Origin of the sequence: Sulfuriferula thiophila, assembly GCF_003864975.1 — a bacterium.
In the GTDB taxonomy this organism is placed as follows: domain Bacteria; phylum Pseudomonadota; class Gammaproteobacteria; order Burkholderiales; family Sulfuriferulaceae; genus Sulfuriferula; species Sulfuriferula thiophila.
Window position 1 is genome coordinate 1 of sequence record NZ_BHGL01000017.1, and the last position, 19,464, is coordinate 19,464.

Genomic DNA, 19,464 nt, shown 5'->3' on the forward strand with positions numbered 1-19,464 from the left:
CGACCCAGCAAAATGCGGCGTTAGTTGAGCAAGCGGCGGCGGCAGCGAAATCAATGCAGGATCAGGCTGGGCATCTTGAGGAGCTGGTAGATAAATTTAAACTTTCTGACAGTAGACACGGCTCTAGTTCGAAGAAGGCATTGAGTGCTGGTGTAAGAAAGCATCCTGAAGTTACGGCTTTGCAGGTTAAACGTGTAAGCGCAACTCAAAAAAATGTAACAGGTCTGCCTCCATCATCACAACGGGATGATGAGTGGGAAGCTTTTTAGCAATTGAGAATGAGTGGGTTGATGATGACGTTAATTTACAGGGTATGGTTGGATGTGCGTTTCATTAGAAATAAAATGAGTTTGGTGAATAAGATAAAATTAGGAGCAGGATAATGTTGAAAAATCTAACAATTAAATCAAAGCTCATTTTTGTGATCAGCTTTCTCAGCCTGTCATTGGTTGGTGGGGGCGTGATGGGTATCTATTTTCTTGGTTTGTCCAATAGTACTGTGAAAAGTATGTATGAAGACAAGGTGATGAAATTAAGTGAGCTTGATTCGCTGGTACGGTTGATGAATCGTAATCAGTTGCTGTTAGCACAGGCAGTATCAGGGAAAATGGCCGCATTCCCGGACGATGATGCCAAAACAGCCAAGTATGTAGATGAGGCCGAACAGCAAATTCAGGATATCAATAAAATTCAGAAACAGTTGTTGGCACGACAGTGGGCGCCAAGTGAAAAGGAACAACTTGATAAATTACTGAGCGCTCGCCTACGTTATGGGAGGGAGGCTTTTCAGCCTGCATTAGCAGCACTTAGGGCGCATGATTTCCAACAGGCGACTGAAATTCTGCAAGGTCCATTGCTTGATCGTTTTGCCGAATTGACCACAATTTTTAATTCCCTGATTACGATGCAGGTCGAAGCATCAAAGAGCGCTTATGATCATGGGCAGGAGCACTACGAGCTGGTCAAACTCCTCGCAATTATGTTGACCGTGGCAGGGGTGCTTATTGCAGCTATCATGGCCTGGTGGTTATTGAATTCCATTACTCGCCCTTTACAAGAGGCGGTGAATGTTGCCAAGCGCGTTGCAGCAGGTGATTTAAGTCAGCATATCCATGTGAATTCTCATGACGAGACTGGCGTGCTGATGCAGGCCATGAAGGAGATGAATGATGGTTTGCATGATATTGTTAGCCAGGTAAGAACCGGCACTGAGGCGATTGCATTGGCATCACAGGAAATTGCAGCAGGTAACCTGGATCTGTCAAACCGAACTGAATCGCAAGCCCATGCCCTGTCCATGACTGCAGCAGCAACAGCACAGATGACGACCGCCGTTGAACAGAATACCGAGAGTGCACATCATGCGCAGAAGGTTGCGGCAACGACGCGGGATATCGCTGAAGCCGGTGGGCAGACCATGACGGAAGTGGTCAGTACCATGGCAGAAATCAGCACCAGCTCGAAAAAAATTGTCGATATTATCAGTGTCATTGAAGGTATCGCATTCCAGACTAATATTCTGGCACTTAATGCAGCAGTGGAGGCAGCCCGGGCAGGAGAGCAGGGGCGTGGTTTTGCTGTCGTCGCAGGTGAAGTAAGAAGTCTGGCTCAGCGCAGTTCTGCGGCGGCTAAAGAAATCAAAACATTGATTAATCATTCCGTACTGAAGGTTAAAGATGGTTCCCGTCTGGTTGAAGAAGCCGGTGAGAACATGGAAGAGATTTTGACGGTTGTTGGCTTGTTCACCGATTTGCTGGATACCATATACAACGCATCTTCACAGCAGAGTTCGGGAATTGTCAATATTAACAAATCTGTTTCCGAGATGGATGAAATGACTCAACAAAATGCGGCATTGGTGGAGCAGGCTGCTGCTGCTGCACAAAGTATGCAAGACCAGGCAATGAATTTGGAGCAGGCTGTAAGCGTCTTTAAATTAGCTAAAAATGAAAAATCAACTCATCAATTCCAGTCCGCTTCTTATGATGACGAACCGTCGGCCAGCAAGGCTGCACCAAAAAAATCGACCGACATCGAGGGTGTAGGTGAAGAGTGGGATGAGTTTTAGTCTATAGTAATTCACTTTATTATATTGATCGATGACTTTTACGTTGATACGTATTGTTTTACCTATGGTGAGAAGGTGAGCTAGCATGGCTTTGGCAGGTAAAGAACACGTTGCAACAAAAGAGTTCATCTTTACTGCACGCGATTTTTCGCTGGTTCGGGAGTTGATTTATCAACGGGCGGGTATTTCACTCTCCGGGAATAAACAGGATATGGTTTATAGCCGGTTGGCTCGGAGGTTGCGCGCGGTTGGTGTCGATACGTTTACTAAGTATTTAAGTGCACTGCAACAAGATCCGGATAGTGAAGAGTGGGAAGCGTTTACGAATGCATTGACCACAAATCTGACTTCTTTTTTTCGTGAATCTCACCACTTTCCAATTCTGGCGAATTTTGTAAAGACCAGGCAGTCGGAAATTAATATCTGGTGTTCTGCGAGTTCGACGGGTGAAGAGCCTTATTCAATAGCCATGACGGCATGTGAAGCTTTTGGTACGTTGACACCACCTGTGAGCATTATTGCGACTGATATTGATACTAATGTACTGGAAGTGGCAGCTACCGGAGTGTATACCGCAGATAGGCTGGATAAAATGTCCCCGGAGAGAATTAGACGATTCTTTCTTAAGGGTAAAGGCAGTAATGAGGGGACGGTTCGAGTACGTAAAGAGTTGCGAGACCTAATAACTTTCAAGCAACTTAATTTATTAAGTGCCCAATGGCCTGTTAGCGGGCCATTTGATGTTGTATTCTGCCGTAATGTAATGATTTATTTTGATAAACCGACGCAAGCGAAAATTTTGAATCGATTTGCTCCATTGATGAAGCACGACGGGTTGTTGTTTGCCGGGCATTCAGAGAACTTTCTGAATATAACTGATACTTTCAGTTTGCTCAGCAAAACCGTATATGAGTTAAATAACCAGTCAGCAAAATCTAAATCATAAGTATAAGGAGGGAGCAATGAGCTGGGAGGCGGCGGAAGAGCACTTCGCAAGCAATATATATTATGACGCAACATTTAAATGTGATGCGGCCAAATTATTGCCAGGTGAGTATTACTACACCGACAAAGAAATGCTGATTGTGACTGTTTTGGGGTCATGCGTTTCGGCGTGCATACGCGATAGGGTAAAGGGTATCGGTGGTATGAATCACTTTATGCTGCCTGATCCAGGTGGGGATGGTGATAGCCCGGTTTCACCCTCTATGCGCTATGGTACGTATGCAATGGAAATTCTGATTAATGATTTGTTGAAAGCAGGCGCTAAACGAGAGAATTTGGAAGCCAAGGTTTTTGGTGGCGGTAATGTATTGAAGGGCTTTAGCAGTATTAATGTGGGTGAGCGTAATGCACAGTTCGTACGGGATTTTTTACGAGCTGAACGGATGCGGGTGGTTGCAGAAGATTTGAATGATGTCTATCCCAGGAAAGTGTATTTCTTCCCCCGTACCGGGAAAGTTCTTGTTCGTAAAATCAAAGAGTTGCGTAACTCTACGCTTGCGCAGCGTGAGGCGGAGTATGCTAGCCGGTTGAAGGTAAATACAGTGTGCGGTGAAATTGATTTATTTTAAATTTTATCACTTGATACATTGTTGAGTGAGTGGGATACAGAATAGCATGATGAAAATTAAAGTACTGATCGTTGACGATTCTGCATTGATTCGTAGCGTTATGTCGGAGATCATTTCTGATCAGCCAGATATGGAAGTGGTTGGCGTTGCTCCCGATCCTATTGTCGCCCGTGAAATGATCAAGGCCACTAATCCGGATGTGTTGACGCTGGATGTGGAAATGCCAAAGATGGATGGGTTGGATTTCCTTGAAAAGCTAATGCGCTTGAGGCCTATGCCAGTCGTTATGGTCTCTTCGTTGACCGAAAGAGGATCAGAGATTACGATGCGTGCCTTGGAGTTGGGTGCCGTTGATTTTGTGACTAAGCCTAAAATTTCAATTAAAAACGGCATGATGGAGTATGCTGAGCTCATTAGTGACAAAATACGCGCTGCATCTAAAGCGCGTGTAACAGCGCGTAAAATTCAAACTGAAGGTGCTTCAGCATTGCTACCCTCGATGGGCAATCCGTTACTGAGTAGTGAAAAACTGATTATGATTGGTGCTTCGACGGGTGGTACTGAGGCCATAAAAGAATTTTTGATTCAGATGCCATCCGACTGTCCTGGTATTCTTATTACTCAGCACATGCCGGAGGGATTTACTAAGTCATTCGCTAATCGATTGAATAGCTTATGCAAGATAGCGGTAAGTGAAGCTGCGGGTGGTGAGCGTATTTTGCCCGGGCATGCGTACATAGCGCCAGGCCATTCTCATTTATTACTGACGCGCAGCGGAGCGAATTATATGACACAATTAGACCAAGGCCCGCCGGTAAACCGACATCGTCCCTCTGTTGATGTTTTATTCAATTCAGCAGCAAAGTTTGCTGGTAAAAATGCGATAGGTGTAATCTTGACGGGTATGGGTAAAGATGGGGCTCAGGGCATGATGGAGATGAAACGCGCCGGATCTCAGAATTTTGCGCAAGATGAAGCTTCATGCGTGGTGTTCGGCATGCCGCGTGAAGCTATAGCAATTGGTGCAGTTGATGAAGTTGCGGCTATCAAGGATTTACCGGGTAAGGTGATGCATTATTTAGCGGCACAGGGTAGCCGTTCCTTGCGAGTTTAGTCTCGATTACTGGCTGCCTGTTTAATAGATTGTTTACGATGGAGTGATGTATGGCGGATGCAAATTTAAAGTTTTTGGTTGTAGATGATTTTTCGACTATGCGACGCATTGTCCGTAACTTATTAAAGGAACTTGGTTATTCCAATGTGGATGAAGCTGAGGATGGCGTGATAGGTTTGTCGAAATTGAGAAGTGAGCATTTCGATTTTGTTGTATCCGATTGGAACATGCCGAACATGGATGGTCTGACGATGTTGCAGCATATTCGTGCGGATCCTAATCTGGCAAAACTGCCGGTGTTAATGGTTACTGCTGAAGCAAAGAAAGAAAATATCATTGCGGCAGCACAAGCCGGTGCGAATGGGTATGTGGTGAAGCCGTTTACGGCGGCAACACTGGATGAGAAATTGTCAAAAATATTCGAAAAATTAGGTATGTAAGAGGGTGAAATGAATAGCGATAATAATAATCCTGTTACAACGATGGAGGATGATGCGAGTTCAACCCCGCCAGGCGAGTTGTTGTCCCGGGTAGGGCATTTAACTCGTACACTGCATGATAGTTTGCGTGAGCTAGGTTACGATCAAGCCATTCAAAATGCGGCACATGAAATACCCGATGTCCGGGATCGTCTGAATTACGTGGTTAAAATGACTGATCAGGCGGCTCAGCGGGTACTCAATGCCATCGATCTGGCATTGCCGTTGCAGGAGAAAATCGCTACTGAAGGCGCAGTGCTGAGCAATGATTGGCAAAGACTATTGGATGGGCCTTTTGATGAGGCGGCTTACCGACAAATGGCGAGTTCGACAGTGCGGTATTTAGGTGATACGAATAGTCATTCAGATGCCACCAAACAGCAATTGATGGAAATCATGATGGCACAGGATTTCCAGGATTTGACAGGGCAGGTTATTCGCAAAGTTACGGATATTGCGCATAGCCTGGAGAATCAGCTGGTCCAGCTTTTGCTCGAATATGCACCAACAGAAATTAAACGTGAGAAAAACTCAGGATTGCTGAATGGGCCTCAAATTGATCCTGAAAACACAGTTGATGTGGTTTCAGATCAAGGTCAAGTGGATGATTTGTTGGATAGCTTGGGCTTCTGATTGATATACTGGGAATGTTATGAGTTATGTGCGTTTAGTTGTTAGAGAGCCTTTATTAGATACCCAGCAGCAAGTCGTCGGTTATCAGTTTTCCTGGATGCAAGACGTATTGTCGGCTGCAGATGAAATAGATGATACGCGCAAACTCATTGATTTAATCTTAAGTACGCTGAACAGCAATGATGACGAGCTCTCATCATCAAAATATATTCGGTTTTTACGTGCTCCGGCAGCATTATTGCTGGAGGATGCATTCGCATTGCTGCCACCAAGAAATACCAGCTTGATTGTTACGGTAGATGATTTGGCTGATGAGGCAGTTTATGCCGAGGTAAAAGTATTGCGCAAGGCAGGGTATGGGATTTTGTTGCGCGGGGTCGATATGAAAGATTTAAACCCCAAGCAGCTTATTTTGTCGACTGCCATCGAAGTGTATTTCGATCCGAATAATTTTGCGTCTCAAGCACGTATATATGGTGTCTTGAAAAATTCGCCAATTCGCATGCTCGCTCGTAGAGTGAGTAATTGGCAAGAATATGATGCATGCTGCACGCTGGGCTTACAGTCATTTGCTGGGCAGTTTTATTTGTTGCCAAAAGAAGCCGTACTTAACAGTAACGGCTTAAATCCTTCTCAGATCATGTTGTTGCAATTGATGGAGCTGGTCCGTAACAATGCGGAAATTCATCAGATAGAAGAAAAGCTGAAACACGACCCGGCAATTTCATACAAACTGTTACATTATATTAACTCTGCTGGATTTGGTCTGGGCTTTGAAATTGAATCCATGCGCCATGCAATTCAGGTGCTTGGCTATAATCCATTGTATCGTTGGCTGTCCGTATTATTGGCCAGCGCGAATCCGACTACGGCTTCGCTAGTGTTGATGCAAACTGCTATTACCCGTGGTCGGATGACAGAACTTTTGGGTAAAGCTTATCTGTCAAAATCTGATGCTGAGAATTTATTCATAACGGGTATGTTTTCATTGTTGGACCGCTTACTGGGTGTTTCCATGGAACAGGCCTTGGAACAAATTCAGTTGCCTGATGCTGTGCTGGATGCGCTGATTTCTCGCGAAGGTATTTATGCCCCATTTCTAAGGCTGGCTGAAGCATGTGAAGCATCTTCTGATGCACCTGAGCAGCAGTCATGCGAACTAAATATCGATGCGGATACCGTTAATCGTGCCCATTTGTCTGCGCTGGCATGGGCGCAAAGTTTAGAAGCCTAATGTCGATTCTGGTTATTAGTTACGGAATAGCTGCTGTGTAAAGTTAAATCCTTGCTGCATCAGTGCCTGCATGGGTGTCGCCAGATATGGTAACGCCAACGTTAATACAATGAAACCTATGCCCAGGGTGATAGGAAATCCTATCCCGAACAGATTCAGCTGTGGTGCTGAACGGGTAAGTATGCCTAAAGCAATGTTCGTAATCAATAATGCTGCAACCATGGGCATGGATAACTGTATGCCGGCACTAAAAATAGTTCCTCCCCAATTTGCCAATTGTAGAAAGCCATGGTCGTTAATTGGCAGCATCGCGATGGGTAATGTAGTAAAGCTCTCGACTAGCCCTTCAATAAGAATTAAATGGCCGTTAATCGCAAGAAAAACCAGTGTGACTAACATGGTTAGTAGCTGGCTTATGGCGACAGATTGCCCTTGCGTCTGCGGATCAAAAAAACTTGCAAAACCAAATCCCATGGTCATGCCGGTAATTGTGCCGGCCATATCAACGGCCATGAAAATAATGCGCATAGCAAAACCCATTGCTATGCCTATGATCAGTTGTTGAATCAGTATCATTATGCCTGCGAGGGAGGCTGGGTTAATGGTGGGAGCCTGGGGAATCGTAGGGCCAATAATAATTGCCAGAATCACTGCCAACCCTATCTTGCTGGTAATAGGGATGCTGTTGTGACTAAAGACAGGCGCTGCACTGATTAATCCCAGAATGCGTGTAAGTGGCCATATGAACCCGCCTAGCCAGGCGTAGATTGCTGTGTCAGTAAACGAGATCATGGATAGGCGTGGCGCTGCTATCCGACCAAATTGGGGATATTGGTAAATACTTCACGCATATAATCAACCATAACAGATAACATCCAGGGGCCTGCAATAACGAGGGTGATGAAGATACCTACCAGTTTTGGAATAAATGAGAGTGTGGCCTCATTGATTTGCGTGGCGGCCTGAAAAATACTCACTATCAGACCAATAATCAGTGCCACTAATAATAGCGGTGCAGATAACATCAAGGTGATTTCCAGAGCATGCCTGCCGATGGTCATTACACTTTCCGGACTCATGTCGACTCCTTAATAAAAGCTTTGAGCAAGTGAACCCATTAATAACTGCCAGCCATCTACCAGAACAAACAGCATGAGCTTAAAGGGTAATGACACTATAGATGGTGACATCATCATCATACCCATTGACATCAGTACGCTGGCAACGACCATGTCGATAATCAGGAATGGGATAAAAATGGCAAAACCGATTTGAAAAGCTGTTTTAAGCTCGCTGGTGACATAAGCGGGAATAAGTACTCTTAATGGAACATCCTCTGGCCCTTGTAACGCTGGCGTATTGGAGATCTTAACAAATAATGCCAAATCAGCCTGTCGGGTCTGTTTCAACATAAAGGCTTTTAACGGGACGGCGCCTTTACTTAGCGCATCATTAAAACCGATTTTATTTTCGGAAAACGGCTGGTAGGCCTCTGCATATATTTTGTCAAATACCGGTCCCATTACGAACAGTGTCAGAAATAAAGCTAACCCAACCAATACCTGGTTGGGTGGTGACCCCTGAGTACCTAATGCCTGCCGTAGCAATGAGAGCACGATGATGATACGGGTAAAACTCGTCATCATCAGTAATGCGGCGGGTAAGAAAGACAGTGAGGTAAGAAATAACAGCGTTTGGATACTGAGCGAATAGGTTTGCCCTCCTGCACCAGGTGCGCTGGTAAACGCAGGAATTGCAGCGGGCTCGGCTAGTGCCAAAAGCGGCATCAGACTCAATGTTGTTACGATGCCGATGAGTGTCGATCGGGTTCGCGATGATTTAAGCATGACCTTTATCCATCATTTGCTTAAGCCAGGCAGAGAAAGCTTTAGGTTGTTCGGTATTGGGTGGTGGTGTGACAGTCTGGCGTGGCATTGTTGTCAGCGTGCTGACATGTCCAGGCGCAACACCAATAACTACCCATTGCTCACCGATTTCCAATAATAAAACTCGTTCACGCCCCCCCACATTGATGCCGCCTATCATTTTGATAGCAGTGCCTGCGTGGGTGTTAATCGTTAAATAGCGTTTTGCCATCCAGGCGGCACCAATGATCAATGCCAGTATTACCAACAAACTCAATACTACTTGTAATAAACCCAGAGTAGGGGAGGTGGTGCTGGTAGATGCCGTCGCTGCATGTGCAATTGTTTGGCTACATAAAACGGGTAAGGGGAGTAAGTGTTTGTAATTCATTTATTTAACTTGCGAATGCGTTCAGCAGGACTAATGATATCTGTGACGCGTATACCAAACTTGTCATTCACCACCACCACTTCGCCTTGGGCTATCAAAAATCCATTGATGAGTATGTCCATAGGTTCGCCAGCCATACCCGCTAATTCAACGACAGAGCCTTGAGCTAACTGCAGCAGATTTTTGATTGCTATTTTAGTGCGACCGAGTTCAACTGTAAGTTGTACAGGAATATCAAGAATGAAATCAATATCGTTGTGTGTGTCAGTTGGCACACTGCTGCCGGAGAACTCCTTGAAAATGGAAGGATTGGCAACGGATTCTGCCGCTTCAGGTGCTGGTTCAGAAGCGGCTTGTTCCGCCATCGCGGCGCCCCAGTCATCCATTGCTGAGTCGTCTTCGGTTGCTTCGGTCATGATTTCTCTCCTTGATTGGCATCTTGTGTGCTGTATGAAATGAGTTTCTCCACGCGCAACGCATATTGCCCATTTAATGTCCCATAGCTACATTCCATAACCGGTACCTGGTCAACGGTAGCTTGAATGACTTCGGTAATGTTTAGGGGGATTACATCACCCACCTGCATATTCAGGACGTCACGTACTGACGAATCGGCCGTGCCCATGTTGGCGACGATTTCCACTTCGGCAGTCTGGATCTGCTGAGTCATCAGGCGTGTCCAGCGTTTATCTACATCAAGCGTTTCACCTTGTAGGCTGCTGCTGAGGAGGTCACGAATCGGTTCTATCATGGAGTAGGGCATGCAACAGTGAATTTCACCGTTTGATGGGCCTATTTCCAGTGTGAAAGTCGTGGTAACTACGACCTCATTCGGTGTGGCAATATTGGCAAACTGGGTATTCATCTCCGAACGCACATATTCAAATTCGATTGGGTAGATGTGTGACCATGCTTTTGAATAGTTTTCGAAGAAGATATTTAAAACCCGTTGAATGATACGTTGTTCAGTTTGGGTAAAATCTCTGCCTTCAACCCGCGTATGAAAGCGCCCGTCGCCGCCAAAAAGGTTGTCGATAATTAAAAAAACCAGAGTGGGGTCAAAAACGATTAATGCTGTACCGCGTAATGGCTTGATTTGTACCAGGTTCAGGTTGGTCGGTACGACAAGGTTGCGAATGAATTCACTGTATTTTGTAACGCGTACGGGGCCGACTGATATTTCAGCGGTGCGGCGCATAAAGCTAAACAGTCCTATGCGAAAAAGTCGGGCAAAACGCTCATTAATGATTTCCAGTGTAGGCATACGCCCGCGCACAATTCGTTCTTGTGTGGCAAGGTTGTATGGACGTACACCGGAAGTATCTTCCTGAATCTCAGTATCATCCTGTTCGCCAGTGACGCCCTTGAGCAGAGCGTCAACTTCGTCCTGAGAAAGGAAATTTTCTGCCATGATGTGTTACTGGATAACCAAAGAGGTGAAGAAAACGCCAGTGACTTTTTGTGCCTCAGCATTGGCCTCAAAGGGCTTATTTACCTCAGTCATGATGTCTTTGGCTAGTTTGGTTTTGCCCGGTTCATTGGACAGATCAGATGCTTTTTTGCTGGAAAGCAGCAGCAATATCCGGCTACGTACCTGTGGCATACGTAATTTCAGTTCTTCTGCGTCTTTCTCTTCAGGAACTTGCAATGTTAAAGCCGTCTGCAAATACTTATCCCCTTCAGCGCCTTCATCAGGTGTAAGGTTAACGGTGAAGTTCTCCAGTGTTACAAATACTGGAGGTTTGGCGGGTTCAGCCTTTTTTTCTTCATGATGTGAGCTTGGTTCGCGTGTCAGGAACCAAGCTGCTGCACCGCCACCACCGGCGAGCAACACAACGACAGCGCCGATAATAATAAATAAGGTTTTTTTAGATTTTCCTGCAGGCGCTTCATCTGTCGCTTCAGGTTTTGCCGGGGCTTTTGCCATTTTGTATGCCTCTAATTATTAAATTCAGGTGCGACTATTGTAATTGGATTTAGACAAATGTGTTGACCAAACCTTGGCTGGTTACGGTTTTTCTTGGAATATTGATATTTTCCGTGGTTATCTCCGATATTGAGCTGGACTGGCGGGGTGTGCGTGAATCAGGCTGCGAGCCTTGCTGGCTGGAGTTGTCTGCACTTACGTTTGCTTGCCCTAGCTGTATTCCAGCATCGCTCATCATCTCACGTAATTTGGGCATGGCCGCCTCAATAGCCTGTCGAACTTCGGGTTGGGCAGCGATAAAGGTGGCGCTTGCCTGATCGTTAGTTACGTTGAGCACAACTTGTAGCGGACCTAAATCAGGCGGGTTAAGTGAAATGGATGCCGTCTGTGTAGCACCTCCCACCATCCATACTATTTTTTGTCCTAATGCCTGATCCCAGGCAGGAGTGCCTACTCGAGGTGTCAGTTTGTCAGTAAGCTGGCCCGCCAGATTTTGCGCCATATCAATAGTTGACGGTTGGGCGACTGCGGCAGTAGCCAGTAATTGGTTTTGTGCTTGTGTGTCTAGCGCATTAATGTTGTTGTCCATACGTATGTTTCGTGGATCGGCCAGCATAACATCAGCATTTTTCAGCGTGTCCGCGAACTTTGCGTCTGCACGTAATTCCTGCATAGTATCCGGCTTGGCAGAGTCCATGGCGAGTTTATCCGTGACCAAAGATGCCGACTGCCTGGTTGTCAGCGCATTGTTTTGCGCGATATCCTGACCAGCGAGGTTGTTTGCAACAGCCGCTTGCAGGTTACGGCCTGATATTGCTGCCAGCATATCCTGGGATGATCCGGCTGCTTTAGTGCCTGCCAATAGAGGCTGGCTATCAGTTTTGGCCACATGATCTTGTGGCAGGGTAGTTGCGGGTTGCAGATTGCCTAACATGGCCAACATCTCAGCTGATGCCTGCGGTGATGTATCCTCGATTTGCGTTTTGCTATCAACCTTATCAGACGATTGTTGTGTGTCGACCTTGCCATCTTTGCTTGCACTTTTGCCGGATGTTTTTGGCTGTTGGTGTTGTGCCATTTCGTTAGATAAAACCCGATTGAACGGTACATCGGGTGTAGTCGTATTAGCTGTTTTATCAACGCTTGCCTGTGGCGTTATGGTGATAGGGGTCACTGCCATTTTGTTTATCCTCGTCTCGATAACAACGTGATTATTCGTGCCCAATTGAATGCTTGTAAATGTGCCCTTTATTTGCCGAATTTCTGTTGGCATATTCATCCGTCGCCTTTTGTTCACGGCGTACAGCTTGCTGCTGCGCTTGTTGCTGCGCGCGATGCGCCAGCGTATCAAAGGACATGCGTTTACGTTCAGCGGTTTGCCACGCTTGACGCTCCACTTCTATATGATGTTGTGAATGTTTGATAATCTCACGTTGACCATCAATGGCATCGTCCAGCTTGTTGAGAAAAACCCTGAAATTCTGATAGCCTTGAGTCGATAAGCCCGAGGACAAGTCCTGCTGGCAACGATTCGCATAGTCTTCACGGTACTGTAGCAGTAGCGTCAGTTTTTGCTCATTATCTTCGTGTGTGCGCATAGCGACACCGAGCCGTCTGGCGAACTCATCCACTTCCTTGCTGGCTAACTCTATGAGTGTTTGAATTGCCGAATGATTTGCCATGCTCAATTCCCCACAGGAAGTCGTAAAACAGGATACTTAACTACCCCTACAGTACTAATTGTAATCCTGTTTTTTAAATTCAATCACTCGAATAGAGCGGAAAGTTGCCCTAAGCTCTCTTGAATGCCCGCTCTTTCGTTTATGTTTTGTTGCAAGAAATGTTCAATATTGGCATGGCGAGCAATTGCGTCATCCACTACCGGGTCGCTGCCGGCACTGTATGCGCCGACATTTATCAGATCCCGGTTGCGTTGATAACTTGAATACAGCTGTTTGAGTCGCCGCGCATTCTGTTGATGTTCTACAGAGGTAATGTTATGCATTGCGCGACTAATAGATTGCTCAATATCGATGGCTGGATAATGACCGCTTTCAGCCAGACTGCGGTTCAGCACAATATGTCCATCCAGAATCGCGCGTGCGGCATCAGCAATTGGGTCTTGTTGGTCATCACCTTCGGTAAGTACCGTGTAAAACGCCGTAATTGACCCGCCGCCGGCCTTGCCGTTGCCGGCGCGCTCCACCAGTGTTGGTAATTTGGCGAATACCGATGGCGGGTAGCCTTTGGTTGCAGGCGGCTCACCTATCGCCAATGCGATTTCCCGTTGTGCCATGGCGTAGCGGGTGAGTGAATCCATGATGAGTAATACATTTAATCCCTGGTTGCGGAAATTCTCTGCAATCGTCGTTGCGTAAGCAGCACCTTGCAGGCGCATCAGTGGCGGGGTATCGGCAGGTGCCGCAATGACGACGGCTCGGGCTAGCCCTTCGGGTCCGAGTATTTGTTCTATGAATTCTTTGACCTCACGGCCGCGTTCGCCAATCAGACCGACTACAATCACATCGGCACTGGTATAGCGGGCCATCATACCGAGCAATACGCTTTTACCGACACCGGAGCCTGCAAACAGCCCCATGCGTTGGCCTCGGCCAACCGTGAGTATGCTGTTAATCGCACGCACACCGACATCCAGAATCTCGGTAATAGGTGCTCGGCCCAGTGGGTTGGCTGCACGTACGCTAAGTGGTGCTGTTTCCATGGCGGGCAGAGGGCCCAATTGGTCGAGTGGGCGGCCGGCACCATCCAGTACACGGCCTAATAAATCTGCGCCTACAGGCAAGTGGCGTGTGCGGTCAGTAGCGCGTCGCTTAGGTTTGGATGAGGGCAGGTGAGTCGGGCCGGCGCCGGCTATTTCCAGTGGCAACACGGGGGTGCCGGGTATGATGCCTTCGACGTCACTTTGTGGCATCAGGAAAAGGCGCTCGCCATCAAATCCTACAACTTCTGCTTCCAGCATTGCGCCGGTTGGCAGCGGGATGACACATGCGCTGCCAACGGGTAGTTTTAATCCCACTGCCTCCATAACCAGTCCTGCGACACGTGTGACTCGGCCGGCAACTAGGATAGGTTTTGCGGTGTCCAGTAACGACACACAGCTATTGAGGTAGGCTTTCCAGTGTTCGCTATGGCTGTGTGTTGAGCTCATGTTTTAAGCCAGTCTGCTTCCTTCCCTAAGGCCAGCGCCAGTCTTTCCCAGCGTGTACTGAGGGTTGCATCAATCTGGTTGGAATTGGTTTCGATACGGCAGCCACCTGCTTCGATCTGACTGTCTTCGATGATGCTCCAGCCATTCTGGCTGAGCTCATCAAGCAAATGCTCTTTTACCAACGTGGCGTCATCCGGGTTGAGTATCAGTTTGGCATTGCGTTGCAACGCCGGTAGATCGCGTATCGCTTCGTTAATGATAGGGATCACTAGTTCCGGACGTATTGGCAGCGCGGTTTTAATCATGGCCTGGGCAATATTCATGGTGAGGTCGAGCAGATCTGCGGCGATGAGATTGTCAGCCTGGGCTAGTTCATTGTTGAAGTTTTCGACAATGCTGGAAAACTGGTTAATTAACAGTGCTGTTTGCTGGCGACTCTCTGCTAGCCCAGCTTCCAAACCTTCACTGTGTCCAGTTTGATAACCTTCAGCCAGGCCTTTGGTATAGGCTTCGCGTCGCGCCTGTTCGCGAATGGCAACAAGCTCCTCATTAGTGGAGGACGATGCTGCTGCCACTTTATTCGAGGGCTCATCTAATGAGGCCATTTCCCAGCGTTGATAGGCGGTAAGTTGTTCCTTGGGTATCATGATTGCGCCTGTTCGATATTAGAGGAATGCATCCTCACCTTTACCACCTAACGCAATCTGGCCTTCGTCGGACAGGCGGCGTACGATGATCAGGATCGCTTTTTGTTGCGCTTCGACTTCCGATACGCGTACCGGCCCCTTGGACTCCAGGTCTTCGCGCATCATTTCAGCAGCACGCTGTGACATATTCTTAAGTATTTTGTCACGTAATTCCGGCGCGGCACCTTTCAGCGCAACGATCAGTGAATCAGACTGCACTTCGCGCAGTAATAACTGTATGCCCCGGTCATCAATCTCCATCAGATTTTCAAAACCAAACATTTCATCCATGACCTTCTGCGCCATGTCGTTATCGTAATTCCTTAATGCTTCCATAGCCGATTCTTCAATAGCGCCGCTCATGAAGTTGAGCAAATCTGCAGCGGTGCGCGTACCACCCATGGGCTGCTTTTTGACGTTGTTTTCATTGCCGGAGAGCAGTTTGGTCAGTACGTCATTCAATTCGCGCAGTGCCGCCGGCTGGATGCCGTCCAGCGTGGCTATACGCAGCAAGACGTCATTGCGTAGCCGTTCGGTGAAGTGTGTCAGGATTTCAGAAGCCTGTTCCCGCTCCAGGTGAACCAGGATCGTTGCAATAATTTGTGGGTGTTCATTGAGGATTAGGTCCGCAACAGATTCGGCATCCATCCATTTCAGGCTTTCTATACCGCTGGCATCATTGCCGCCCAAAATCCGGTTCAGCAATGATGATGCTTTGTCCGAGCCTAATGCCTGCGTCATGACTGCGCGGATATACTCGTCAGAATCGACACCTATGCCCGAGTTAAGCGATGTGATCTTGTTGAAATCACTTAATACATTGGCAATTTCTTCATGGGGGATGGTGCTCATTGCTGACATCGCCTCACCCAGTTTCTGGACTTCGCGTGGACTCAAGTGCTTTAATACTTCAGATGCCTCATCCTGCCCTAGCGACAGCATCAGGATAGCGGCTTTATGTACACCGTCATTACTCATTATTCACCCATGCTTTTACGACATTGGCGACGACTTTAGGATTGTCTTTGGCAACTTGCTTCGCCATGTCTAGATTTTTTTGATAAGTGGTGGTGGGGTGAGGGGTGTGCTCCCCGGCTTTACCTTCTTCCGAAAGATGAACTTCGCTACCTTCATCTTCATCGTAGTCAGTATCTTCTTCACCCTCAACATGATGGTGTTTATGCGGAGGGTGCGTGAGTTTTTCCAGCAAGGGTTTTAGCACCTTTTTATACAGGTACAGCAAAGCAATAAATGCGAGCAAATATCTGCCAATATCTTTGGCGAGCTGAATGTTATCCGGCTGTTTCCATAATGGAACTTCAGGGATGATCTCAGGTTTGGCTGCTGCGAATGGGCTGTTTACCACATTCAGCGTATCACCACGAGCCTGGCTGTAACCCATGGCTTCTTTGACCAGATCGCTGATTTGGGTTTTTTCAGCTTCGGTAAGTGGGACGTCTTTGGTTTTGCCTTTTTTGTCCGTAGTCTGTTTGTAATTCACTACGACTGCAACTGACAAGCGTTTTAATCCGCCCATAGGCTGCTGGACATAACGTATGGTTTTGTCGACTTCGTAATTGACAGTCGAGTCCTTGTGAATAACAGCGGGTGGTGTCGTGGTCGTGGCAGTATTGGCGGCTGCATTTGCGCCAGGCGGAGTCGTGCCGGTGGCTGGTGGTGGCGTAGTAATTGGAGCAGTAGCCGGTACCGGTGGCTGATTTGACAGCGCGCCAGGTATGCCACTGGCATTCCCTGCGCCATTCATGCTCTCGCTGGTTTGCTGGCTACGCATCGCAGCCGCTTCCGGTGGGGTGTTGGGCTTGTACGTTTCTGCGGCCTGCTCACTGTGCGAGAAATCAACGTCAGCGGTGACTTCGGCGTGGACGTTATTAGCCCCTACGATAGGGGTGATGATGGATTCGATACGTTTGGCGACATCTTGCTGCAATTCTTGTACGTATTTCAACTGACTGGGGTCGAGTCCATTGTTGGCCAGTTTTTTACTGGTGTCAGAGAGTAGATTGCCATTTTGATCGACAATGGTGACATTGCTGGGTGTCAATTCAGGTACGCTGCTGGCCAGTAAATGCACGATGGCGCTGACTTGAGCGGGGTCTAACGCGCGGCCTGGTTCGAGGTTAAGTAATACCGACGCAGTCGGCTTTTGCTGGTCGCGGACAAATACGGAAGCTTTGGGCAGAGCGAGATGAACGCGTGCAGCCTGCACTGCGCTGACAGCTTGTATGGTTTGCGCTAGTTCACCTTCGAGCGCGCGTTGAAAATTAACCTGTTCCAGAAATTGCGAGGTACCCAGTTTCTGATTTTCCATCAGTTCAAAGCCGACATTGCCGCCTTTGGGCAAGCCCTGCGAGGCTAATTTAAGGCGGATGTCATGAACCTGATCAGCCGGTACCAGAATTGCACCGCCGCCTTCAGCGTATTTGTAAGGCACATTCATTTGCTGGAGTGAGGCGACAATGGCACCGCCATCCCTGTCGCTGAAATTGGAAAATAACACACGATAGTCAGGTTTCTGACTCCACATCCACACTCCGGCCATCACAGCAACGACCGCCGCCACTCCCAGCATGAGGGCGAACCTGCGCCCCATTGCGGATTGCGTAAAGTTGGAAAATCCAGTTGTCGCGGTTAGTTGGCCTTCAGCAGCCATGGTTATGTTCCCATCTAAGATGTAGTTGCATTAATGCCGCATGGTCATGCGTCTTCCAGAGGCGCAGATTCTTATTATCCATTATCAATGAGCAATATTATTTTAATAGCGCAAATAAAGCCAGATTTACCCCGCTAATCTTAAGCTGATAAATGACAACCATGACGTAAGATTACGAATACATAGCATAAATGGAGAAATGTCATGATAACCGGTGCGATCGATACGAGTAAGATCGAAGCCATGATGGCGCAACTGAAAGCTGCCTCGGCCCGTGCTCAGGGTATAGAAAATCCTATACAGACTGAGAAAACTACGCCAAAAGTTGATTTTGCTGATGCACTGAAATCGTCTTTGGATCACGTTAGCCAGTTGCAGCATCAATCCAATACACTTGGACAGAACTTTGTTATGGGCGATGACAAGGTGAGTCTGTCAGAAGTCATGATCTCCATGCAGAAGGCCAATCTCTCTTTCCAGGAGACAATACAGGTGCGTAATAAACTGGTCGCTGCTTATCGTGAAATCATGAGCATGCAGGTTTAAGTTAACATTTTCAGCAATTCAGTTCCACTGGTAGGGCGTTATGTCCATGCTGGGTGACAGACCTAAAATCATCTCGGCGATCAAATCTGCGCTAATCGGTGCCATGGTCACTCCATAACGGAAATGTCCCGCATTGGCATAGAGATTCTCAATTTCTGGATGGCGTGCAATCGTAGGCACATTGTCCGGCGATCCAGGTCGCAAGCCACTCCAGTGTTGCACCAGTGTCGCCTTACTTAATGCAGGCAGCAATTTAAATGCCGCACTCATCAAGTCATGTCTGGTTTCGGGTGTCGTTGATTTGTCAAAGCCGACATCTTCAACTGTACTGCCTACCAGTATATGCCCATCCAATCGCGGTATCAGGTAAATTCCCTGTTGATATATGACATGTTCAAGTACGTGCGGTTGTGTCTTGAATAACAGCATTTGCCCGCGCATGGGTTTTATGGTTTTGGCGGGTGGCTGATTGGTAAGCAATTCCTGTGTCCATGCGCCGGCGCAGGTGATATAGCCGCCGGCGAGCAGTCTGCCATTGGTCGTGTTCACATGTTTGATGCTGTGTTGGTCAGCGAGCATCGGCATAATGGTAGTGCGTTCAATCAGCTTCACGCCGCGGTCTAGCACGGCTCCACGTAGCGATTTGATCAGGCGCGGGTTGCGTACTTGTGCCACGCCAGGCAACCATAATGCATCGGCCTCAGCCATATCGGGCAAAATATCGCGTGCGGCTACCAGCTCTGATTGCCACTGATGTTGTTGACACCAGTTCTGCGCAATTTCCAGCTCATACGGCGGTAAAACCAGCATGCCGCAATCCCAGTATTCTGCATCCAGCCCGCTGCTCGCTTGTACGGACGCTATCCAATCCGGGTAGCGTGCCACACTCAAATCACATAAGTCGGTAACGGCCGGAGAATACTGCCAGGGCATAAGGGGTGACAGTATGCCGCCGCCAGCCCAGGAAGACTCAGCGCCGATGATATTGCGTTCGACTACGGTGACTTGAGCCCCTTCATTGGCAAGACGAAATGCAGTGGCCAGACCGATAATGCCGCCACCTATGATGAGAAAGTCAGGGTTCAAGATGTTTTTGTGACAGAATGC

22 protein-coding genes and 1 pseudogene are annotated in these 19,464 nt (G+C 47.6%); 9 read left to right on the forward strand and 14 right to left on the reverse strand.

Features of this window, described 5'->3' with window-relative positions; genetic code table 11:
* The 8 genes and pseudogenes from EJE49_RS14215 to EJE49_RS08170 all read left to right on the forward strand — a co-directional run.
* Nucleotides 1–269, forward strand: a pseudogene (locus tag EJE49_RS14215) (methyl-accepting chemotaxis protein); the annotation flags it as partial.
* A 113-nt stretch (nt 270–382) separates the two neighbouring features.
* Nucleotides 383–2,068 (forward strand): methyl-accepting chemotaxis protein, encoded by a 1,686-nt coding sequence (locus EJE49_RS14330; RefSeq protein WP_124949938.1) that lies wholly within the window; start codon nt 383–385, stop codon nt 2,066–2,068.
* A gap of 85 nt (nt 2,069–2,153) precedes the next feature.
* A complete protein-coding gene (locus EJE49_RS08145; RefSeq protein ID WP_124949939.1) occupies nt 2,154–3,014 on the forward strand; it encodes a CheR family methyltransferase in 861 nt (286 codons plus the stop codon).
* Between the two features lie 16 nt (nt 3,015–3,030).
* Nucleotides 3,031–3,642 carry a chemoreceptor glutamine deamidase CheD gene (gene cheD, locus EJE49_RS08150; RefSeq protein ID WP_124949941.1) on the forward strand — a complete coding sequence of 204 codons (612 nt, stop codon included), beginning with the start codon at nt 3,031–3,033 and terminating at the stop codon, nt 3,640–3,642.
* 49 nt (nt 3,643–3,691) lie between these two features.
* Nucleotides 3,692–4,756 carry a protein-glutamate methylesterase/protein-glutamine glutaminase gene (locus tag EJE49_RS08155; RefSeq protein WP_124950051.1) on the forward strand — a complete coding sequence of 355 codons (1,065 nt, stop codon included), beginning with the start codon at nt 3,692–3,694 and terminating at the stop codon, nt 4,754–4,756.
* A gap of 50 nt (nt 4,757–4,806) precedes the next feature.
* A complete protein-coding gene (gene cheY, locus EJE49_RS08160) occupies nt 4,807–5,196 on the forward strand; it encodes a chemotaxis response regulator CheY (protein ID WP_124949943.1) in 390 nt (129 codons plus the stop codon).
* Between the two features lie 9 nt (nt 5,197–5,205).
* On the forward strand, nt 5,206–5,868 hold the full coding sequence (gene cheZ, locus EJE49_RS08165) for a protein phosphatase CheZ (RefSeq protein ID WP_124949945.1): 663 nt from the start codon (nt 5,206–5,208) through the stop codon (nt 5,866–5,868).
* 19 nt (nt 5,869–5,887) lie between these two features.
* Nucleotides 5,888–7,102 (forward strand): EAL and HDOD domain-containing protein, encoded by a 1,215-nt coding sequence (locus EJE49_RS08170; protein ID WP_124949946.1) that lies wholly within the window; start codon nt 5,888–5,890, stop codon nt 7,100–7,102.
* 15 nt (nt 7,103–7,117) lie between these two features.
* Here EJE49_RS08170 and fliR read toward each other — a convergent pair whose 3' ends face one another.
* The 13 genes from fliR to fliF form a co-directional block, all read right to left on the reverse strand.
* Nucleotides 7,118–7,894 (reverse strand): flagellar biosynthetic protein FliR, encoded by a 777-nt coding sequence (gene fliR, locus EJE49_RS08175; RefSeq protein WP_124949948.1) that lies wholly within the window; start codon nt 7,892–7,894, stop codon nt 7,118–7,120.
* A gap of 17 nt (nt 7,895–7,911) precedes the next feature.
* Complete coding sequence (fliQ, locus tag EJE49_RS08180) at nt 7,912–8,181, reverse strand: flagellar biosynthesis protein FliQ (protein ID WP_124949950.1); 270 nt, start codon at nt 8,179–8,181, stop codon at nt 7,912–7,914.
* Nucleotides 8,182–8,190: 9 nt separating this feature from the next.
* Nucleotides 8,191–8,949: a flagellar type III secretion system pore protein FliP gene (gene fliP, locus EJE49_RS08185; protein ID WP_223246874.1), complete on the reverse strand. Its 759-nt coding sequence runs from the start codon at nt 8,947–8,949 to the stop codon at nt 8,191–8,193.
* On the reverse strand, nt 8,942–9,358 hold the full coding sequence (gene fliO / locus EJE49_RS08190; protein WP_124949952.1) for a flagellar biosynthetic protein FliO: 417 nt from the start codon (nt 9,356–9,358) through the stop codon (nt 8,942–8,944). Before fliO ends, fliP begins: the two co-directional genes overlap by 8 nt.
* Nucleotides 9,355–9,774, reverse strand: a complete 420-nt coding sequence (fliN, locus tag EJE49_RS08195) for a flagellar motor switch protein FliN (RefSeq protein WP_124949953.1) — start codon at nt 9,772–9,774, stop codon at nt 9,355–9,357. The genes fliO and fliN overlap by 4 nt, the downstream gene beginning before the upstream one ends.
* A complete protein-coding gene (fliM, locus tag EJE49_RS08200) occupies nt 9,771–10,769 on the reverse strand; it encodes a flagellar motor switch protein FliM (RefSeq protein WP_124949955.1) in 999 nt (332 codons plus the stop codon). Before fliM ends, fliN begins: the two co-directional genes overlap by 4 nt.
* A 6-nt stretch (nt 10,770–10,775) precedes the next feature.
* Nucleotides 10,776–11,285, reverse strand: a complete 510-nt coding sequence (fliL, locus tag EJE49_RS08205; RefSeq protein WP_124949956.1) for a flagellar basal body-associated protein FliL — start codon at nt 11,283–11,285, stop codon at nt 10,776–10,778.
* A 49-nt stretch (nt 11,286–11,334) separates the two neighbouring features.
* Nucleotides 11,335–12,465: a flagellar hook-length control protein FliK gene (locus tag EJE49_RS08210; RefSeq protein ID WP_223246875.1), complete on the reverse strand. Its 1,131-nt coding sequence runs from the start codon at nt 12,463–12,465 to the stop codon at nt 11,335–11,337.
* Between the two features lie 31 nt (nt 12,466–12,496).
* A complete protein-coding gene (gene fliJ, locus EJE49_RS08215; RefSeq protein WP_124949958.1) occupies nt 12,497–12,967 on the reverse strand; it encodes a flagellar export protein FliJ in 471 nt (156 codons plus the stop codon).
* 83 nt (nt 12,968–13,050) lie between these two features.
* Nucleotides 13,051–14,454, reverse strand: a complete 1,404-nt coding sequence (fliI, locus tag EJE49_RS08220) for a flagellar protein export ATPase FliI (RefSeq protein WP_124949959.1) — start codon at nt 14,452–14,454, stop codon at nt 13,051–13,053.
* Nucleotides 14,451–15,101 carry a flagellar assembly protein FliH gene (locus EJE49_RS08225; protein WP_124949960.1) on the reverse strand — a complete coding sequence of 217 codons (651 nt, stop codon included), beginning with the start codon at nt 15,099–15,101 and terminating at the stop codon, nt 14,451–14,453. The genes fliI and EJE49_RS08225 overlap by 4 nt, the downstream gene beginning before the upstream one ends.
* Before the next feature lie 18 nt (nt 15,102–15,119).
* Nucleotides 15,120–16,118 (reverse strand): flagellar motor switch protein FliG, encoded by a 999-nt coding sequence (gene fliG / locus EJE49_RS08230; protein WP_124949961.1) that lies wholly within the window; start codon nt 16,116–16,118, stop codon nt 15,120–15,122.
* Nucleotides 16,111–17,811 (reverse strand): flagellar basal-body MS-ring/collar protein FliF, encoded by a 1,701-nt coding sequence (gene fliF / locus EJE49_RS08235; RefSeq protein WP_124949962.1) that lies wholly within the window; start codon nt 17,809–17,811, stop codon nt 16,111–16,113. The genes fliG and fliF overlap by 8 nt, the downstream gene beginning before the upstream one ends.
* A 204-nt stretch (nt 17,812–18,015) precedes the next feature.
* Here fliF and fliE point away from each other — a divergent pair, with 204 nt between their 5' ends.
* Nucleotides 18,016–18,357, forward strand: a complete 342-nt coding sequence (fliE, locus tag EJE49_RS08240; protein WP_124949963.1) for a flagellar hook-basal body complex protein FliE — start codon at nt 18,016–18,018, stop codon at nt 18,355–18,357.
* 18 nt (nt 18,358–18,375) lie between these two features.
* Here fliE and thiO read toward each other — a convergent pair whose 3' ends face one another.
* Nucleotides 18,376–19,443 (reverse strand): glycine oxidase ThiO, encoded by a 1,068-nt coding sequence (gene thiO, locus EJE49_RS08245; RefSeq protein WP_189941777.1) that lies wholly within the window; start codon nt 19,441–19,443, stop codon nt 18,376–18,378.
* Nucleotides 19,444–19,464 lie beyond the last annotated feature (21 nt).

What these genes read in the sequence shown, in the direction of transcription:
- fliL (WP_124949956.1), bottom strand. Translation starts at nt 11,285, where the DNA reads ATGGCAAAAGCCCCGGCAAAACCTGAAGCGACAGATGAAGCGCCTGCA.
- fliR (WP_124949948.1), bottom strand. Translation starts at nt 7,894, where the DNA reads ATGATCTCGTTTACTGACACAGCAATCTACGCCTGGCTAGGCGGGTTC.
- EJE49_RS08155 (WP_124950051.1), top strand. Translation starts at nt 3,692, where the DNA reads ATGAAAATTAAAGTACTGATCGTTGACGATTCTGCATTGATTCGTAGC.
- EJE49_RS08145 (WP_124949939.1), top strand. Translation starts at nt 2,154, where the DNA reads ATGGCTTTGGCAGGTAAAGAACACGTTGCAACAAAAGAGTTCATCTTT.
- fliJ (WP_124949958.1), bottom strand. Translation starts at nt 12,967, where the DNA reads ATGGCAAATCATTCGGCAATTCAAACACTCATAGAGTTAGCCAGCAAG.
- fliN (WP_124949953.1), bottom strand. Translation starts at nt 9,774, where the DNA reads ATGACCGAAGCAACCGAAGACGACTCAGCAATGGATGACTGGGGCGCC.
- fliO (WP_124949952.1), bottom strand. Translation starts at nt 9,358, where the DNA reads ATGAATTACAAACACTTACTCCCCTTACCCGTTTTATGTAGCCAAACA.
- fliF (WP_124949962.1), bottom strand. Translation starts at nt 17,811, where the DNA reads ATGGCTGCTGAAGGCCAACTAACCGCGACAACTGGATTTTCCAACTTT.
- fliI (WP_124949959.1), bottom strand. Translation starts at nt 14,454, where the DNA reads ATGAGCTCAACACACAGCCATAGCGAACACTGGAAAGCCTACCTCAAT.
- cheZ (WP_124949945.1), top strand. Translation starts at nt 5,206, where the DNA reads ATGAATAGCGATAATAATAATCCTGTTACAACGATGGAGGATGATGCG.
- fliM (WP_124949955.1), bottom strand. Translation starts at nt 10,769, where the DNA reads ATGGCAGAAAATTTCCTTTCTCAGGACGAAGTTGACGCTCTGCTCAAG.
- cheY (WP_124949943.1), top strand. Translation starts at nt 4,807, where the DNA reads ATGGCGGATGCAAATTTAAAGTTTTTGGTTGTAGATGATTTTTCGACT.
- fliQ (WP_124949950.1), bottom strand. Translation starts at nt 8,181, where the DNA reads ATGAGTCCGGAAAGTGTAATGACCATCGGCAGGCATGCTCTGGAAATC.
- fliP (WP_223246874.1), bottom strand. Translation starts at nt 8,949, where the DNA reads ATGCTTAAATCATCGCGAACCCGATCGACACTCATCGGCATCGTAACA.
- fliG (WP_124949961.1), bottom strand. Translation starts at nt 16,118, where the DNA reads ATGAGTAATGACGGTGTACATAAAGCCGCTATCCTGATGCTGTCGCTA.
- EJE49_RS08210 (WP_223246875.1), bottom strand. Translation starts at nt 12,465, where the DNA reads ATGGCAGTGACCCCTATCACCATAACGCCACAGGCAAGCGTTGATAAA.
- EJE49_RS08170 (WP_124949946.1), top strand. Translation starts at nt 5,888, where the DNA reads ATGAGTTATGTGCGTTTAGTTGTTAGAGAGCCTTTATTAGATACCCAG.
- cheD (WP_124949941.1), top strand. Translation starts at nt 3,031, where the DNA reads ATGAGCTGGGAGGCGGCGGAAGAGCACTTCGCAAGCAATATATATTAT.
- fliE (WP_124949963.1), top strand. Translation starts at nt 18,016, where the DNA reads ATGATAACCGGTGCGATCGATACGAGTAAGATCGAAGCCATGATGGCG.
- EJE49_RS08225 (WP_124949960.1), bottom strand. Translation starts at nt 15,101, where the DNA reads ATGATACCCAAGGAACAACTTACCGCCTATCAACGCTGGGAAATGGCC.
- EJE49_RS14330 (WP_124949938.1), top strand. Translation starts at nt 383, where the DNA reads ATGTTGAAAAATCTAACAATTAAATCAAAGCTCATTTTTGTGATCAGC.